Genomic DNA, 17,053 nt, shown 5'->3' on the forward strand with positions numbered 1-17,053 from the left:
AATGCTATATAGCAGAAAAGAAAAAGCAGCGACGAGTCGCTGCTTTTTTATTTGGTTCGTTATTTAACTAACGTTATTTGATAACACGAAGGCTTGGGCGACCTTTCGCTGGACGAGGTGGCTCAGGATCTGAGTCAGGCTCTTCAGCATCTACCTCTGCCGTTGCTACGCTCAAAGATGGGCCTTTTTCTGGTTCTTCAAAAGGACTTTCTTCAATCCCTTCTTCAAACGCTTCCATGTAAGCCTCTTCAGGTTCAAACATGGTACCAGCACCATTTTCACGAGCATAAATCGCTTGTACTGCGTAAAGCGGAACGATCACAGAGTGTGGACGACCACTAAAGCGAGCACTAAACGTCACAGCTTCGTTACCCAGTTCAAGTTGTCCAACCGCACGAGGCGCGATGTTCAGAATGATCTGACCATCTTGAACAAACTCTTCTGGAACTCGCACGCCCGGTAATGTTGCTTCAACAACAAGGTGTGGAGTTAGTTCGTTATCAACCAGCCACTCATAAAATGCACGAAGCATGTATGGTCGGCGTGGAGTCATATTAGAAATATCCATAAACGCTTAGCGAACGAGTCGCATCTCACGCTCAGCTTCAGTTAGAGAAGCTAGGAATGAATCACGTTCGAATACGCGGTTCATGTAAATCTTAAGCTCTTTAGAACCAGGACCAATTAGTTCGATACCAAGCTCAGGTAAACGCCATAGTAGCGGAGCTAGGTAACAATCAATTAGGCTAAACTCTTCGCTCATGAAGTATTCATACTCAGCGAAGATAGGAGCAAGAGTCAGTAGGTCGTTGCGCAGTTTAACGCGAGCTGCTTCAGATTCTTCAGCGTTGCCTTTAACGATCTTCTCTGCAACTGAATACCAGTTACGCTCAATGCGGTACATCATTAGACGGCTGTTACCACGAGCAACCGGGTATACAGGCATCAACGGTGGATGAGGGAAACGCTCATCTAGGTATTCCATGATGATCTTTGAGTCATATAGAGCAAGCTCACGATCAACAAGAGTAGGTACTGATTTGTACGGGTTCAGTTCAACAAGCTCTGCTGGTAGATTTTTTTCATCAACCAACTCAACTTCAACACTTACGCCTTTTTCAGCAAGAACGATGCGCACCTGATGGCTATACATATCAGAAGCACTTGAGAAAAGAGTCATTACAGAACGTTTATTGGCAGCTACAGCCATGGAGCCCTCCAGTACACTTTAAATAAAAACAATGGAGGCCTAAAGCCTCCATTGAACATTAACATAATTTGGGAATTAGCACGGTATTATAGCACAATTAGTGCACATCACGCCAATACTCTTTCTTCAGCAAAATCACGATGATAGTGAAGATTACTAAGAAGGCCATTACCCACCAACCCATAGCGTGACGCTCAAGTTGAACTGGGTCGCCCGAGTAAACCAAAAAGTTAACAAGGTCACGAACCGCTTCGTCGTATTCACCAGCACTTAATTCGCCAGAGCCGTCAGTCTCAGTGCCAACAACCACCGTCACTTCCTCGCCATCTACCATATGAGTATCGTAGATTGGTGTTGGGATACCTTGCAGTTCTTCAAGAACGTGCGGCATACCAACGCTTGGGAAAACAATGTTGTTCACGCCAAATGGACGAGACGGATCTTCATAGAAAGTACGAAGGTAAGTGTACAGCCAGTCTGCGCCACGAACACGAGCAACCAATGTTAGGTCTGGTGGCGGAGCACCAAACCAACTTGCCGCTTGATCAGAAGGCATAGCATTAACCATCAGGTCACCAATTTTCGCTTCAGGGTCGAAAATCAGATTTTCCTTCATAAGATCAACAGGGATCTCTAAATCATTCGCAACACGTTCATAGCGCTGGTACTGCGTTGAGTGACAAGCGAAACAGTAGTTCATGAACATCTTAGCGCCATTTTGTAATGAAGCTTTGTCTGTTAAATCATTGTTCGCTTTGTCTAATGGTACGTTTGCACCCGCTGCCATCACCAGTGACGGCAACATAGCAAATAAAATTACAATCCACTTTTTCATTTGAATGTCACCCTTTCTGGTAATGGTTTCGTCGCTTCATTTTTACTGTAGAACCACAGTAGAACGAAGAACATGAAGTAACCTAAGCTAAAGATTTGAGCCAGTAGCGTGTATGTTGGCGTTGCTGGAAGCGCACCAAGTACACCAAGCGCAATAAAGCTTATTGTGAATTGGATGATATTAATCAAATGCAGTTTGCTACGGTAACGGTAAGAACGCACTTTACAACGGTCAAACCATGGCAGTAGGAATAGCACAACAATAGATGCGCCCATTGCTACAACACCTAGCAACTTATCAGGAACAGCACGCAGAATTGCGTAAAACGGCGTGAAGTACCATACCGGAGCGATGTGCTCTGGTGTTTTCAGTGGGTTAGCAGCTTCAAAGTTTGGCGGCTCAAGGAAGAATCCACCCATCTCTGGGTTAAAGAACAGCACATAACAGAAGAAGAATAGGAAACCGGCCACACCAACCATATCTTTCACGGTCCCGTATGGGTGGAAAGGAATAGAGTCGATGATGTCGTATTTCTTGGTGTAATCCTTGTGGAATGGGAACTGAGTTTTGTAGTCGTCGCCCATTGTGCCTTTAGGAAGTTTCGTCTCGATACCGTCTGGGTTGTTCGAACCCACTTCGTGCAGTGCTAGTACGTGAAGTACGATAAGCAGCAGAAGTACGATTGGTAGAGCGATAACGTGCAGTGCGAAGAAACGGTTCAGCGTTGCACCAGAGATGATGTAGTCACCACGGATCCAAAGCGTTAGGTCATCACCGATAACAGGGATCGCACCAAACAGAGAAATGATTACCTGAGCACCCCAGTAAGACATTTGACCCCATGGTAGTAGGTAACCCATGAAAGCCTCAGCCATAAGCACTAAGAAGATCAACATACCGAAGATCCAAAGTAGCTCACGAGGTTTTTGGTAAGAGCCGTAGATTAGGCCACGGAACATATGCAGGTAGATAACAACGAAGAATGCCGAAGCACCTGTTGAGTGCATATAACGTAATAGCCAACCGTATTCCACATCACGCATGATGTATTCAACAGAAGCAAATGCACCCTCACCTGACGGTACGTAGTTCATTGTTAGCCAAATACCCGTAAGGATTTGGTTAACCAGTACCAACATTGCCAAAGAACCGAAAAGGTACCAAAAGTTAAAGTTCTTAGGCATTGGGTATTCAGATAAATGCTTTTTATAAGCATTCATCGCGGGTAGACGTTTCTCTACCCAATCAAGCAATCCTTGCATTACGCGTCTCCCTCGTCCACACCGATCATGATCTTAGTGTCACTCAAATACATATGCTTTGGTACAACAAGATTCAATGGAGCTGGTACGCCTTGGAATACTCGACCTGCCATATCAAACTTTGAACCATGACAAGGACAGAAGAAACCAGACTTAACACCCTGAACTTGTTCTGCAAAAGAATCCGGCAGGTAAGTTGGAGAACAACCTAAGTGCGTACAGAAACCAACAGCAACGAAGAATTCCGGCTTAATTGAACGGAACTCGTTCTGTGCGTATTCTGGTTGTTGTTCAGCTTCAGATTGAGGGTCACGAAGTTGACCACCGATCGATTTTAGGTTTTCTAGTACCGACTCAGCACGGCGTACAACCCATACAGGTTTACCTTGCCACTCGACACGAACCATTTGTCCCGGTTCTAACTTACTGACTTCCACTTCCACCGGCGCGCCCGCAGCTTTCGCCTTGGCACTCGGATTCCATGATTTAATAAAAGGCACGGCTACAGCAGCTGCTCCTAAACCACCAACAACGGCTGTTGTTGCGGTTAAGAAACGCCTGCGACCGTTATTTAAAGGCGCGTTGCTCATCCAAACATTCTCCCATTTGCTCCTTGTGGATTGAAATAATTCCGATTAAAGAGCATGGCTAACAAAATATGTATTTAGTTCTATTTATTGACGGCAAATGATAAATAAAACCCTACTTTTTGACAAGATAAAGCTACCTTTTTGTAACAATCATGAGGCAAAGCGCACATTGGGTTACAAAAGCTTTCAAAATATAAGAATTTGGAAATAAAACGAGGGAGGGGAAGCGTTTAGAGGGGGGTATAAAAACAAAAAGCCCGGCATATAGCCGAGCTTTGAACCACAATTCCAGTCGTAAAACTGGGAGCGTGTACTTTTTCGTAAAGAAAAATTAACGCTTAGAGAATTGAGGTTTACGACGTGCTTTACGTAGACCAACTTTCTTACGTTCAACGCAACGAGCGTCACGAGTAACGTAGCCAGCTGCACGTAGAGCAGGACGTAGAGTTTCATCGTACTCCATAAGAGCGCGAGTGATACCGTGGCGGATTGCGCCAGCTTGACCAGAAATACCACCACCAGAAACAGTGATGTAAAGGTCAAGTTTCTCAGTTAGTTCAACTAGCTCAAGAGGTTGCTTAACAACCATACGAGAAGTTGGACGACCGAAGTAAACATCAAGGCTACGCTTGTTGATTACGATCTCACCAGAGCCTGGTTTGATGAAAACACGAGCTGCTGAGCTTTTGCGACGACCAGTGCCGTAGTATTGATTCTCTGCCATTTTCATAATCCCCTTAGATGTCTAGTACTTGTGGCTGTTGAGCAACATGGTTGTGCTCAGTACCAGCGTACACTTTAAGCTTACGGTACATCGCGCGGCCTAGAGGACCACGTGGAAGCATACCTTTAACTGCTAGTTCTAGAACCATTTCTGGTTTCTTAGCAATTAGCTTTTCAAAAGTGATAGTTTTAAGACCACCTGGGAACTCAGAGTGACGGTAGTAAACCTTACCCTTAGCTTTGTTACCAGTTACAGCAACTTTCTCAGCGTTAACAACGATGATGTAATCACCAGTGTCTACGTGAGGAGTGTATTCTGCTTTGTGCTTGCCGCGTAGGCGAGAAGCGATTTCACTTGCTAGACGGCCAAGAGTTTTGCCTTCAGCGTCTACAACATACCAGTCGCGTTTTACAGTTTCTGGTTTAGCAACGAAAGTTTTCATGCTAATAATTACCTATTTAAAAAATTTACACTTAAGGAATACTCGCGTATTCCCACTGTCTAAGAGTTACCATTCATCACCCCTTCGAGTGTTGGAAAACTCTTGGCATAACGTGATTTTACTCATCGCTAGAGGCCCGCAGTAACGGTAGGTCGCAGGATTATAGAGAAGAGCGAAGAAAAAATCACCTCTTTTTGAACAAAATCACGATTTTTTTAATTCTATTTCTTATTCGAGATAATCAAAGCTAACTTAAGTGTTCTTTTGCCAAATATTCATGGCTCTGCATTTCAATTAAACGCGACTGACAACGTTTAAATTCAAACTCTAGCTGACCATGGGTGTAGAGCTTTTCTAGCTCCACTTCTGCTGAAATAATCAGCTTCACATTGCGCTCGTAGAACTCATCAACTAATGCAATGAAGCGCCTCGCAGCGTCATCTGAAGTCGCGCCCATTTGCAACACATCCGCCAATAGAACCGTGTGATAAACCCGAGACAACTCAATATAGTCGTTCTGGCTACGAGCCGACTGACAGAGCTGAGCAAAGGTACCATGCAGTACGCCATCACTCGCTTCGACTACATCTAATTGACGGTGATTAACCTCTATCTGCTTAAGCTTCTCTTTATCTTCGCCAACCAGCTGAGCGTAATACTTTTCGAGATTGATATTCGCTTGGCTATCCAGTGGATAATGGTAAATCTCAGCCTGTTCTAAGGTACGTAGACGATAATCAATGCCACTATCGACATTGAGGATATGACAGTTGTCTTGAATGAGCTTAATGGCCGGTAAGAAACGCGCTCGCTGTAATCCGTTGCGATACAGATCCGCGGGTGGAATATTAGAGGTCGCAACCAAGATAACGTTTCGAGCGAATAACTCTTGGAACAAGGTTCCTAGGATCATCGCATCGGTGATGTCTGAAACAAAGAATTCGTCGAAACAGATAATGTCCGCTTCTTCCTTCAACTTGTCTGCGACTAAAGGTAATGGATCACTCACATTACCGAGCGCCTTTAGCTCATCATGAACTCGATACATAAAGCGGTGAAAGTGCACACGCATTTTTTTAGTGGTCGGCAAGGCATCGTAGAACGTATCCATTAGGTACGTTTTTCCTCGCCCTACTCCACCCCAAAAATAGAGACCTTTCGGTGGTTGTGGCAGTTCTGGCTTTTTGCCCAGTAATTTCTGGAAGCGAGTCAGTTGAGGAATGGGCGTATTCATGTAATCTTGAAATTGATGAAAGAGTTCATCTAAAGATTTTACGGCTTGCTCTTGTGCTGGATCTCTTTGAAATCCATGTTCTTTTATATCTTGTTCGTATTTTTTAATGGGATTCATGACGACATTTCCACAATGAAAGCAATATCAGACAACAACTAAAAATGAGCCCAAACAGTACGAGGAATAACGTGATGTGGTGAATAATGCAGCACTAAACTGCTAACTAGCGCACACGCATTTCTCTTTATACTGCGGCTTTCTCATAGTACCATGGAGCCGTATCACGTGTAACTAAGCAGTAACAAACATGTTAAAAAACAATAATAAGGAGCTGTTATGCCTTGGATGTATGCCGTTGCCGGTTTACTAGTCGGAGTTATTTTAGGGGTCGCTATCTCTCGTCTCATGACACCTGAATACAAAAAACAAAAGAACGTACAGAAAGAATTAGATAGCGCAAAGTTTGCCCTTGAGCAGCAGCGACAAGAGCTGGCTGATCACTTTGCGAAATCCGCAGAAATGTTGGACACCTTAGGTAAAGACTACACAAAACTGTACCAACACATGGAAAAAACAAGCTCAGAGCTGATTCCTAACCTGCCAGAGCAAGATAACCCGTTTGTGAAAACAGCCGCTGCCCATTCGGACAAGCCACAAGATAAGTCTTCAACAAAAGAGGCGACACTTGATGAACAACCGAAAGATTACGCTAATGGCGCAACCGGTTTATTTACAGAGCAGAAGAAAGAAATCATGGATGCTCCCGATGTTGTAACAGCAAAAGCATCGTAAACATTTAACACTTCTGTGAACTTTACAAAGGTTTTTGAGTCATAACTTTCACTCAGGTCATTTGAAACTTCTCATACTTATTAAGCGTATAAGAGGGTTAAGACCTTAACTAGAGAGGAGTTTATGATGAAAAAACCTTTGCTTGCTTTATCAGTACTGACTTTAAGCTTAAGTTCAATCATCACCCCCATTCAAGCAACAGCCGCACTGCCATTAAGTGTGGGTAATCAACAATTACCGAGCCTTGCTCCGATGCTTGAGCAAGTGACCCCCGCAGTGGTTAGTATTGCCGTAGAAGGCAAACAGGTACAACGTCAGCAAATCCCTGAACAATTTCAATTCTTTTTTGGTCCAGAACAAACACGAGAGCGTCCATTCCGCGGATTAGGCTCTGGTGTCATCATTGACGCCAAGAAAGGTCATATCGTGACCAATTACCATGTCATCAATGGCGCGGACGATATCAAAGTAAAACTGCATGATGGTCGAGAGTACGATGCTGAGCTTATCGGCGGCGACCAGATGTCGGATATCGCACTGCTAAAATTAGAAGAAGCCAAGAACCTCACCCAGATAAAAGTCGCAGACTCAGACAAACTAAGAGTTGGTGATTTTAGTGTCGCGATCGGTAACCCATTCGGGCTAGGACAAACCGTAACATCCGGTATTGTTTCTGCACTTGGTCGTAGCGGCCTGAATCTAGAAAACTTTGAAAACTTCATTCAAACCGATGCAGCAATCAACAGCGGTAACTCTGGTGGCGCGCTAGTGAACCTCAACGGTGAGCTAATTGGTATCAACACCGCCATTCTTGGCCCTAACGGAGGTAATGTCGGTATCGGCTTTGCAATCCCTTCTAATATGATGACAAACCTGACAGAACAAATTCTCGATTTCGGTGAAGTAAAACGCGGCATGCTTGGCGTTCAAGGCGGAGAAGTGACCTCTGAATTGGCAGAAGCACTCGGTTATGAATCAAGTAAGGGCGCCTTTGTTAGCCAAATTGTCCCTGACAGCGCAGCAGATAAAGCAGGACTGAAAGCGGGCGATATTATTGTCTCTATTAATGGCAAACGCATTGATACCTTCAGCGAGTTAAGAGCTAAGGTCGCAACACTCGGCGCAGGTAAACAGATCGAGCTGGGTGTAGTTCGTGACGGTAAGAGCAAAACTTTTGATGTGACGCTTGGTGAATCCACCAATAATAAGACGCAGGCTGAGAAGCTCCATGAAGGACTGGCCGGTGCTGAGTTAACCAACACAACCGAGACAGACTCTGCAACAGGCGTCAAGGTATCGAATGTTGCTCAAGGTTCACCAGCCGAAGCCTATCAACTTCTGAAAGATGACATCATCATCGGAGTAAACCGTCAAACGGTTAAGAACCTTGCTGAGTTTAGAGAGATTCTTGAAAAACAACCTGGTGTACTGGCGCTTAATATCCAGCGAGGCGACCGAACTATCTATCTTGTAATTCGATAGTCTTACGTCAGCGCAATTACAGGGAGACTGAGTAAGTTTGCTTTAAACTTACTCAGTCTCCCTTTTCTTTAGATCAATCAAAATGCTATGCTTCACTTGTAATCAAGTCAGTCATCCATTGATGGAGGCTTCACACCTTACTTGTTGAAGAGGGAAACATGCTGTCCTTTCTATTTCGTTCTATTTCCCTTGGACTCGTTTCAGCGGCGCTTATTCTTCTCGCATTTCCGAGCTTAAGACCAGCGATTGTTGCTGACGTCACTAGCCCTAAAGTCGATAATATTGGCTCTCTTCAGATTTCATTTAACCAAGCAGTTCGCCGCGCGGCACCTGCAGTGGTTAACATTTATAGCCGTAAATACGCTGAAAGCGATCGCAACAAACTGCTCACTCAAGGTTTGGGCTCTGGGGTGATTGTTAGCGAGAAAGGCTACATCATTACCAACTTCCATGTAGTGGCTCAAGCAGACCAAATAGTTGTGGCACTTCAAGATGGCCGAGTGGCCGCTGCACAACTGGTTGGCTCAGACAAGCGTACCGATATCGCGATACTTAGAGTCAGCGGTGACAACCTACCGGTGATCCCACTCAATCCTAATTACAAAGCCAACGTCGGTGATGTAGTACTGGCTATCGGTAACCCATACAACCTAGGTCAAACAACAACCTTTGGTATCATCTCTGCAACCGGCCGCTCTTCGATCAGTGCCGATGGCCATCAAGCCTTTATCCAGACCGATGCGGCAATCAATGAAGGTAACTCAGGTGGCGCACTGGTTAATTCACAAGGTGAGCTAGTCGGTATCAATACCGCTTCTTTCCAACAAGCTACCGACATGGAAACCTATGGGATCTCATTCGCTATCCCCTATCCGCTTGCTAATAAAATCATGGAGAAGATCATCGCCGATGGTCGTGTGATTCGTGGCTATATTGGTATCGACGGACAAGACATCAATTCGGTGACGTCACGTTTACTTGGTACTAAGAACATAGGCGGGATCGTTGTATTGGGCATAGACCCGAATGGGCCAGCAGCTGATGCAGGCTTTGAGGCACAAGATATTATTGTCAGTATCAATAACACCCAAGTTAATGGACGACAGAGTGTTATGGACATCGTTACCGACCTGAGACCGGGTACAGTTATCGATGTGGGTATATTGCGCCAAGGTGAAAACAAAACCTTAAAGGTCACCATCGCAGAAGATACTCGCCTGTAGAGCAAACGATGTAAGCAGTGATTCAAGCTGCTAATACACAAGTACAAAAAACCCAGCTCATAGGCTGGGTTTTCTTTTATCTAAAGATTGTTTCAAGTATCTCTACGATTCACTTTGCTCTTCGATATCGATGCGAGTCACTCGCTGCAGTCCTCTAGGCAGTAGGCCACCACGACGACCACGTTCACCACGGAAGTTTTCAAGATCCGCAGGTTTCAAGCCAAGCTTACGTTTACCGGCGTAGATAGTCAGCGTCGCATTCTCTGGGATAGCCATAAGATGCGAGACAAACTCTTCACGCTCTTTTGCTTTCGCAGAAGGAATGTTGATGATCTTGTTGCCTTTGCCTTTGCTCAGCTGAGGTAGGTCTTTAATCGGGAACAACAACATACGGCCTTGGTTAGTAATCGCCAGAATCTGGTTACTGTCCAAGTCAGCAATAGGGCTTGGCATCATCACTTCAGAGGCTTGTGGCAAGTTAACCAAGGCTTTACCGCTCTTGTTCTTTGACAGCAGATCGCTACCCTTACAAACAAAGCCATAACCTGCATCAGAACCGACTAACCATAATTGTTCATTCTCTCCCATCACCACTTGGCGAATAGAAGTACCTGGGCTGACGTTCAAGCGGCCTGTAATTGGCTCACCTTGGCTTCGCGCAGACGGTAGTGAATGTGACTCAAGGGAGTAGCTTCGGCCATCACTGCCGAGGAACACCGCTTGTTGGTTACTCTTACCCTTAGCACTCGCTAAGAATTTATCACCAGACTTGTAGTTCAAGCCTTCAGCGTCCACTTCATGCCCTTTAGCATGACGAATCCAACCTTTCTCAGACAATACAACCGTGATTGGTTCGCTTGGCACTAAGTCGCGTTCTGTTAGCGCTTTCGCTTCAGCACGCTCAATCAGAGGTGAACGACGATCATCGCCGTATTTATCCGCATCTGCTTGGATTTCTTTCTTGATCAGCGTATTCAAGCGACGCTCTGAACCGAGTAGCTTTTCAAGCTTTTCACGTTCAGCTTCAAGCTCTTCTTGTTCCGCTCGGATTTTAAACTCTTCTAACTTAGCTAAGTTACGAAGTTTAATATCAAGAATCGCATTGGCTTGAATTTCAGAAATGTTGAAACGGCTCATTAGGACAGGACATGGTTCGTCTTCTGTACGAATGATCTCAATCACTTCATCGATATTAAGATAAGCAGCAAGCAAACCTTCTAAGATGTGCAAACGTGCCAGTACTTTATCTAAACGGTACTGCAAACGACGGCGAACCGTTGTGCGACGGAACTCAATCCACTCTTTCAGGATTTGAACTAAGCCTTTCACTTGAGGACGGTTATCTAAACCAATCATGTTCAAGTTAACGCGGAAGTTTTTCTCTAGATCCGTCGACGCGAACAAGTGACTCATCAATTGGTCACAGTCGATACGATTTGAACGAGGAACGACAACAATACGCGTTGGGTTCTCGTGATCCGATTCATCACGCAAGTCGTCAACCATTGGCAGCTTCTTAGCGCGCATCTGGTTAGCAATTTGCTCAAGTAACTTCGCACCTGACACTTGATGAGGTAAAGCCGTGATAACAATATCAGAGCCTTCCTTGTGCCAAACCGCGCGCATCTTGATGCTGCCACGTCCAGTACGGTAGATCTTTTCGATGTCCGATTTCGGAGAGATAATCTCAGCTTCAGTCGGGTAATCTGGACCTTGAATGAAACCCATCACGTCTGAAAGCTCAGACTTAGGCGTATCAATTAGGTGAATGGCTGCATTAGCGACTTCACGCACGTTGTGTGGTGGAATATCGGTCGCCATACCTACCGCGATACCAGTGATACCGTTAAGCAGAATATGAGGCAAACGAGCTGGCAACATTTGAGGCTCTTTCATCGTGCCATCAAAGTTTGGTTGCCAGTCAACAGTGCCTTGACCCAGTTCACCTAGAAGGACCTCAGCAAACTTAGATAATTTCGCTTCGGTATAACGCATCGCAGCGAACGATTTCGGGTCATCCGGAGCACCCCAGTTACCTTGACCATCGACCAATGGGTAGCGGTAAGAGAAAGGCTGCGCCATCAATACCATCGCTTCGTAACAAGCAGAGTCACCGTGTGGGTGATACTTACCTAATACGTCACCAACGGTACGTGCTGATTTTTTGTATTTCGATGCAGCCGATAAGCCTAGCTCAGACATCGCGTAAATAATACGACGCTGTACTGGCTTCAAGCCATCACCGATATACGGCAATGCACGATCCATGATCACGTACATTGAGTAATTTAAGTAGGCATCTTCGGTGAACTTGCGCATTGGCAATTGTTCAACGCCATCATATGTAATTTCGTTAGACATCCATTATACCTCGGCCATATCACCGTTAGTCTGTAGCCATGTACGGCGATCATCTGCACGTTTCTTACCAAGCAGCATGTCCATCATCTCGTTGGTCGCTTCGCTGTCGTCAATCGTTAACTGAACAAGGCGACGAGTGTTTGGATCCATGGTGGTTTCACGCAACTGAAGTGGGTTCATTTCACCCAGACCTTTGAATCGTTGCACGTTGATCTTGGCTTTCTTCTGCGATAGTCGCTCAAGCACACCGTCTTTCTCTGCGTCATCGAGTGCGTAGAACACTTCTTTACCGCAATCGATACGATACAGAGGAGGCATTGCCACATAGATATGACCCGCTTCAACCAAAGCATGGAAATGACGAGTAAACAATGCACATAGCAGTGTCGCGATATGAAGACCATCCGAGTCCGCATCGGCAAGGATACAGATCTTACCGTAACGCAGGCCGGATAAATCATCGTTGTCCGGGTCGATACCCAGAGCTACCGAGATGTCGTGCACTTCTTGTGAGGCCAATACTTGGTCTGCTGACACTTCCCATGTATTTAGGATCTTACCGCGAAGTGGCATCACCGCTTGGAACTCACGGTCACGTGCTTGTTTAGCAGAACCACCCGCCGAGTCCCCTTCCACGAAGAAGATTTCGGTACGGCTTAAATCTTGAACTGAACAGTCCGTTAGCTTACCCGGCAGTGCTGGGCCTGAAGCGATTTTCTTACGCACAACCTTTTTGCTTGCGCGCATACGGCGGTGGGCATTCGCAATACAAGCTTCTGCTAGCTGTTCTGCCAGTTGTGGCTTTTCGTTCAACCACAGGCTAAACGCATCTTTTACCACACCAGACACAAACGCAGCGGTTTGACGGGAAGACAAGCGCTCTTTTGTTTGACCAGCAAATTGCGGATCTTGCATCTTCACCGATAATACGTACGAACAGCGATCGAAGATATCGTCGCCCGTTAGCTTAACGCCACGTGGTAGCAAGTTACGGAATTCACAGAACTCACGCATTGCATCAAGAAGACCTTGGCGAAGACCGTTTACGTGCGTACCACCTTGTTTAGTCGGTACTAAGTTCACGTAACTTTCGGTGATCATATCACCGCCTTCTGGCTGCCAAATGATCGCCCAGTTTGCCATTTCTGTTTCAGCAACGAACTCGCCAACATACGGTTCTTCAGGCAGTAAGGTGTAACCTTTCACGCCTTCGGCAAGGTAGTCTTTTAGACCATCTTCATAGAACCATTTATGCTCTTCGCCACCGACTTTGTCGATAAAGGTAATTTCTAAACCTGGGCAAAGCACTGCTTTTGCACGCAGGTTGTTAATCAGACGAAGTGTCGAGAATTTAGGGCTATCAAAGTACTTAGGATCAGGCCAGAAATGTACTGATGTACCACTGTTACGATGACCACAAGTGCCCGTTACAGTAAGCTCTGTTACTGCATGACCGCCTTCAAGTGCGATCTCGTGAACCTGACCTTCTCGGCGTACGGTCACTTCAACACGTTTTGACAGCGCGTTTACGACCGAGATACCTACACCGTGCAGACCACCAGAGAACTTGTAGTTGTTATTCGAGAATTTACCGCCAGAGTGGAGCTTAGTTAAAATCAGCTCAACACCTGAGATCCCTTTTTCAGGGTGAATATCGACAGGCATACCACGGCCGTCATCGGTAACTTCTAACGATTGGTCTGCATGAAGTACCACTTTGATCTTCTTAGCGTGTCCCGCTAGTGCTTCATCGACCGAGTTATCAATGACTTCTTGGGCAAGGTGGTTAGGTCTTTCTGTCTCGGTATACATTCCCGGGCGGTGTCGCACAGGATCGAGACCTTCAAGTACCTCGAGGTCTTTTGCATTATATTGTTCAGTCATAATACGGAGTTTACTCAAAAAGTTTGCGTCAGTTCGCTGGCTCCAGTTTCACTAAAGCAGAATCATTACTATGAACCGTCATAGTAGAGCGAACGAGCGAAGTATTGGGGAATATAGTCTGGAAGCTGAGTAATGATGTCAAGCTAGTTCAAAAACTAAGACATCAAACTATGATATTTCACCATTGATAGATGAAATAACAGGCAAACAAGAGAAAATCACTTGGTTGGTGGAACAGATTAAAGATTTAGAAAGGTGATGATTTGTTGTGGGTAGCGTTCAAAATCAACAAAGCTATGATCCCCGCCCTCTTCTACTGTCTGTATTGCACCTTGGTACTTCTCTACCGCTTGTCGGTAATCCAGAACTTCGTCTTCCGTTTGCTGAAGTAACCAGAAGTCGCTCGGCTTAGCGATAGCCGAAACCTCTAACGCCTTCAGTTCATCAATATGCTTTGTTTCCAGTACATATCGTTCATCTGTGTATGGGTTTACTTGTTCACCTAAATAGTCAGCAAGAAGCTCATAAGGCTTCACTGCAGGGTTTACAACCACCGCTTTAAAACCATAGTGGCTATTCAGCCATGTTGAAAGATAGCCACCCAGTGAGCTACCGACCAACGCTATTTGATATTGCTCTTTGTATTGCTCCACCAGCTGCTGTAAATGAAGTGCCGCTTGCTGAGGGAGACTCGGCAGTTGAGGGGTTACGACTTTAATATCAGCGCGATGCTCCGCACAGTAACCTGCCATCACATTCGCTTTATGAGAACGTGATGAGCTGTTAAAACCGTGAATATAGAGAAGCAGCGATGGCTTATTAGCTTGTTGATTAGAGCCTGGCATCAATAACCACCTTCATTAGTAACCAGCAGCCTTAAAATCAGGCAAGAACTGCCCATGAGGCAAACGACGAACTTGCGTGCTAACGGTACCGTCTTGATGTAATTCAATCTCTCTCCAACCCGGAGACAAAGTATCAACCGCGAAGTCATCTGAGTTAGGTTTGAATTGCACACAAGTCGATGGGGTTGCCATGACTTGTACACCATGATGATCTCGGTTCATGTCTTGATGAACGTGACCACACAGTACCGCTTTAACATTGGTGTGCTGTTGAACCACATCCCAAAATTGATCGGCGTCTTTTAGGTTATGTTGATCCAACCATGCGCTACCAACCAACAATGGATGGTGGTGCAATAGAACCAAGGTATTACGTTCAGGGAACTCCGTCAGCTTTTGTTCTAACAGATCAAGCTGTTGATCGCTGAGGCGACCATGAGGCACACCAACCACCTGCGAGTCTAGCATCACCATCTGCCAGTCATCGCCTAGCAAGACATGCTCAACACACTGTATTTGTGGTGATGGTAAAACACTACCCATATTAGGCTTAAAGTCATGGTTCCCTGGCAGCCAATAGCATGGCTTTTCCAAAGGTTGAATCCCTGACTCAAATTTCTGGTACGACTCAGCACTGTGATCTTGAGAGATATCTCCGGTTGCTAAAATCGCTTGATAGTCAAAACCCTGACTAACAATGCCATCGACTACAGCACGAAAGCTATCTTGAGTGTTGATGCTTAATAAGCTGCCATTGCTCGGCGCAAATAAATGCGTGTCCGTTAGCTGCACAAGCTTAATAGTGCTCTCATCAAATTTTGAAGTGTGTGATAATTCCAAAATAACAAATCCAGATACGTTACTGTTTAGACTTTAAAAGTGTTGATAAATAGGCTCAATTAAAAGGCAATTGGGGTTCGGCTGATACCAGTTTTTAAACAAAACGTTAACCATTCCCCAAGAAATTTATTCAATTGAAATTTCTCGTCCTTTTGCAGAAGCTTAGTGTTGGGATAGTCATATTTCGCTTTGACTCGCGAAAAATCCCCGCTAGCGCACACTTCTGCAACTCGAGCGTCGTGATATAGCCTGACAGACATTTTTGGCAAAGGAAACACTGGCATCGCGTCACTCTGACATATATCTATTAATGTGGTGTATTTTGTGACCTCATTCACTGTCAATTGATACACCATATTAACGGCTTGGTAACAGCGAACGTCACCAACCTCATGCCCAACCGGTAACAAAGCGTTCAGTTTGGCATAGTTAGTCTCGTAAACTCGCATCAATTCAGCAAGATCAACATGATACGGTTTTTTGACTGCGATATTTGGCATGACGTTAATCTATCCACTCTGACTGTAATTCTTGGTAGTTCAATTGTAGCCACTGTAGCGCAATGATCGTGGCTCCATTTTCAAATACACCATCTTTTACCAACTGATAAGCAGCTTCGCGACTCATCACTTGTACACGAATGTCTTCACCTTCGTAGTCCAATCCGTGTACCCCTTTGGCTGTCGTTGCATCAACACAGCCAACAAAGACGTCGAGCTTTTCAGAGCAACCACCAGATGAAGGGTAATACGAAGTAATAGGCAACACAGACCCGACTTCGACTCCGGCTTCTTCCATCGCCTCACGACGAGCGACATCTTGCGGTGATTCATCAGTATCAATGATCCCAGCAACAATTTCGTATTGCCATGGGTGCTCATGCTCTAGGGCACCAACACGGATCTGTTCGACGATCACCACTTCATCACGCACAGGATCATAAGGTAGCAAAGCGGCAGCATGTCCACGCTCAAACATCTCACGCTCTATTGGTTGGCTCCAGCCGCCCTCAAACAGTCTATGTTTAAATGTGTACTTAACCATTTTGAAAAAACCACGAAACAGCGTCTCTTTTGAGACTATTTCCACATCTTGCGGAGTAAACTCATGTCGTTGATTGTCATACTGTTGCATTTGGTACCTCACTAAGTGATCTTTATAGTTTACTCATTGTCCGAGTTAACTACCAAGGATAAGGTTCAACTTTTTATATAAAATTTATAATTAAAGTTAAGTTTTAAAAAATAAATATTGCACAAGTGGACAGTTAACTGTAAAAAAGTGCAAAGTTTCGAGTAAATTACCACCAAACTGGGTTAAACTCTTTTA

General features: G+C 45.1%; 17 protein-coding genes. 3 read left to right on the top strand and 14 right to left on the bottom strand.

Annotated elements, in window-relative coordinates; all coding sequences use genetic code 11:
- Window positions 1-73: 73 nt before the first annotated feature.
- The 8 genes from sspB to zapE form a co-directional block, all read right to left on the bottom strand.
- On the bottom strand, window positions 74-553 hold the full coding sequence (gene sspB / locus OCV20_RS14460; protein ID WP_086773785.1) for a ClpXP protease specificity-enhancing factor: 480 nt from the start codon (window positions 551-553) through the stop codon (window positions 74-76).
- A 21-nt stretch (window positions 554-574) separates the two neighbouring features.
- Window positions 575-1,210, bottom strand: coding sequence for a stringent starvation protein SspA (sspA, locus tag OCV20_RS14465; RefSeq protein WP_009848943.1), 636 nt, complete (start codon window positions 1,208-1,210; stop codon window positions 575-577).
- A gap of 97 nt (window positions 1,211-1,307) precedes the next feature.
- A complete protein-coding gene (locus OCV20_RS14470; protein ID WP_017061436.1) occupies window positions 1,308-2,045 on the bottom strand; it encodes a cytochrome c1 in 738 nt (245 codons plus the stop codon).
- Window positions 2,042-3,307: a cytochrome b gene (locus OCV20_RS14475; RefSeq protein WP_017061435.1), complete on the bottom strand. Its 1,266-nt coding sequence runs from the start codon at window positions 3,305-3,307 to the stop codon at window positions 2,042-2,044. Before OCV20_RS14475 ends, OCV20_RS14470 begins: the two co-directional genes overlap by 4 nt.
- Window positions 3,307-3,897 (bottom strand): ubiquinol-cytochrome c reductase iron-sulfur subunit, encoded by a 591-nt coding sequence (petA, locus tag OCV20_RS14480; RefSeq protein ID WP_017061434.1) that lies wholly within the window; start codon window positions 3,895-3,897, stop codon window positions 3,307-3,309. The genes OCV20_RS14475 and petA overlap by 1 nt, the downstream gene beginning before the upstream one ends.
- Window positions 3,898-4,228: 331 nt before the next feature.
- The gene (rpsI, locus tag OCV20_RS14485) at window positions 4,229-4,621 is read right to left on the bottom strand and encodes a 30S ribosomal protein S9 (RefSeq protein WP_004740758.1); all 393 of its coding nucleotides are present in this window, start codon (window positions 4,619-4,621) and stop codon (window positions 4,229-4,231) included.
- Window positions 4,622-4,634: 13 nt separating this feature from the next.
- Window positions 4,635-5,063, bottom strand: a complete 429-nt coding sequence (gene rplM / locus OCV20_RS14490; protein WP_010434689.1) for a 50S ribosomal protein L13 — start codon at window positions 5,061-5,063, stop codon at window positions 4,635-4,637.
- A gap of 247 nt (window positions 5,064-5,310) precedes the next feature.
- Window positions 5,311-6,414, bottom strand: coding sequence for a cell division protein ZapE (gene zapE, locus OCV20_RS14495; RefSeq protein ID WP_050635033.1), 1,104 nt, complete (start codon window positions 6,412-6,414; stop codon window positions 5,311-5,313).
- Window positions 6,415-6,633: 219 nt separating this feature from the next.
- Here zapE and zapG point away from each other — a divergent pair, with 219 nt between their 5' ends.
- From zapG to degS, 3 genes are all read left to right on the top strand, one after another.
- Window positions 6,634-7,089 (top strand): Z-ring associated protein ZapG, encoded by a 456-nt coding sequence (gene zapG / locus OCV20_RS14500; RefSeq protein WP_050654163.1) that lies wholly within the window; start codon window positions 6,634-6,636, stop codon window positions 7,087-7,089.
- Window positions 7,090-7,215: 126 nt separating this feature from the next.
- A complete protein-coding gene (locus OCV20_RS14505) occupies window positions 7,216-8,571 on the top strand; it encodes a Do family serine endopeptidase (protein ID WP_086773786.1) in 1,356 nt (451 codons plus the stop codon).
- 158 nt (window positions 8,572-8,729) lie between these two features.
- Complete coding sequence (degS, locus tag OCV20_RS14510; protein ID WP_081230859.1) at window positions 8,730-9,794, top strand: outer membrane-stress sensor serine endopeptidase DegS; 1,065 nt, start codon at window positions 8,730-8,732, stop codon at window positions 9,792-9,794.
- A gap of 102 nt (window positions 9,795-9,896) precedes the next feature.
- On the opposite strand, the gene parC is transcribed toward degS, so the two are convergent.
- From parC to nudF, 6 genes are all read right to left on the bottom strand, one after another.
- Window positions 9,897-12,155, bottom strand: coding sequence for a DNA topoisomerase IV subunit A (gene parC / locus OCV20_RS14515; RefSeq protein WP_017067236.1), 2,259 nt, complete (start codon window positions 12,153-12,155; stop codon window positions 9,897-9,899).
- 3 nt (window positions 12,156-12,158) lie between these two features.
- On the bottom strand, window positions 12,159-14,039 hold the full coding sequence (parE, locus tag OCV20_RS14520) for a DNA topoisomerase IV subunit B (protein WP_017061428.1): 1,881 nt from the start codon (window positions 14,037-14,039) through the stop codon (window positions 12,159-12,161).
- Window positions 14,040-14,278: 239 nt separating this feature from the next.
- Window positions 14,279-14,884, bottom strand: a complete 606-nt coding sequence (gene yqiA, locus OCV20_RS14525) for an esterase YqiA (RefSeq protein ID WP_086773787.1) — start codon at window positions 14,882-14,884, stop codon at window positions 14,279-14,281.
- A gap of 15 nt (window positions 14,885-14,899) precedes the next feature.
- Window positions 14,900-15,724 carry a 3',5'-cyclic-AMP phosphodiesterase gene (cpdA, locus tag OCV20_RS14530; RefSeq protein WP_050622283.1) on the bottom strand — a complete coding sequence of 275 codons (825 nt, stop codon included), beginning with the start codon at window positions 15,722-15,724 and terminating at the stop codon, window positions 14,900-14,902.
- A 59-nt stretch (window positions 15,725-15,783) separates the two neighbouring features.
- The gene (locus OCV20_RS14535; protein ID WP_008222561.1) at window positions 15,784-16,224 is read right to left on the bottom strand and encodes a DUF1249 family protein; all 441 of its coding nucleotides are present in this window, start codon (window positions 16,222-16,224) and stop codon (window positions 15,784-15,786) included.
- 4 nt (window positions 16,225-16,228) lie between these two features.
- Entirely contained in the window at window positions 16,229-16,858 is a 630-nt protein-coding gene (gene nudF, locus OCV20_RS14540; RefSeq protein ID WP_048609677.1) for an ADP-ribose diphosphatase, read from the bottom strand.
- Between the last annotated feature and the right edge of the window lie 195 nt (window positions 16,859-17,053).

The sequence above is a fragment of the Vibrio coralliirubri genome (genome assembly GCF_024347375.1).
In the GTDB taxonomy this organism is placed as follows: Bacteria; Pseudomonadota; Gammaproteobacteria; order Enterobacterales; family Vibrionaceae; genus Vibrio; species Vibrio coralliirubri.

Coding starts and splice junctions, on each gene's coding strand:
- sspB (WP_086773785.1), bottom strand. CDS start 553: ATGACTCCACGCCGACCATACATGCTTCGTGCATTTTATGAGTGGCTG.
- sspA (WP_009848943.1), bottom strand. CDS start 1,210: ATGGCTGTAGCTGCCAATAAACGTTCTGTAATGACTCTTTTCTCAAGT.
- OCV20_RS14470 (WP_017061436.1), bottom strand. CDS start 2,045: ATGAAAAAGTGGATTGTAATTTTATTTGCTATGTTGCCGTCACTGGTG.
- OCV20_RS14475 (WP_017061435.1), bottom strand. CDS start 3,307: ATGCAAGGATTGCTTGATTGGGTAGAGAAACGTCTACCCGCGATGAAT.
- petA (WP_017061434.1), bottom strand. CDS start 3,897: ATGAGCAACGCGCCTTTAAATAACGGTCGCAGGCGTTTCTTAACCGCA.
- rpsI (WP_004740758.1), bottom strand. CDS start 4,621: ATGGCAGAGAATCAATACTACGGCACTGGTCGTCGCAAAAGCTCAGCA.
- rplM (WP_010434689.1), bottom strand. CDS start 5,063: ATGAAAACTTTCGTTGCTAAACCAGAAACTGTAAAACGCGACTGGTAT.
- zapE (WP_050635033.1), bottom strand. CDS start 6,414: ATGAATCCCATTAAAAAATACGAACAAGATATAAAAGAACATGGATTT.
- zapG (WP_050654163.1), top strand. CDS start 6,634: ATGCCTTGGATGTATGCCGTTGCCGGTTTACTAGTCGGAGTTATTTTA.
- OCV20_RS14505 (WP_086773786.1), top strand. CDS start 7,216: ATGAAAAAACCTTTGCTTGCTTTATCAGTACTGACTTTAAGCTTAAGT.
- degS (WP_081230859.1), top strand. CDS start 8,730: ATGCTGTCCTTTCTATTTCGTTCTATTTCCCTTGGACTCGTTTCAGCG.
- parC (WP_017067236.1), bottom strand. CDS start 12,155: ATGTCTAACGAAATTACATATGATGGCGTTGAACAATTGCCAATGCGC.
- parE (WP_017061428.1), bottom strand. CDS start 14,039: ATGACTGAACAATATAATGCAAAAGACCTCGAGGTACTTGAAGGTCTC.
- yqiA (WP_086773787.1), bottom strand. CDS start 14,884: ATGCCAGGCTCTAATCAACAAGCTAATAAGCCATCGCTGCTTCTCTAT.
- OCV20_RS14535 (WP_008222561.1), bottom strand. CDS start 16,224: ATGCCAAATATCGCAGTCAAAAAACCGTATCATGTTGATCTTGCTGAA.
- nudF (WP_048609677.1), bottom strand. CDS start 16,858: ATGCAACAGTATGACAATCAACGACATGAGTTTACTCCGCAAGATGTG.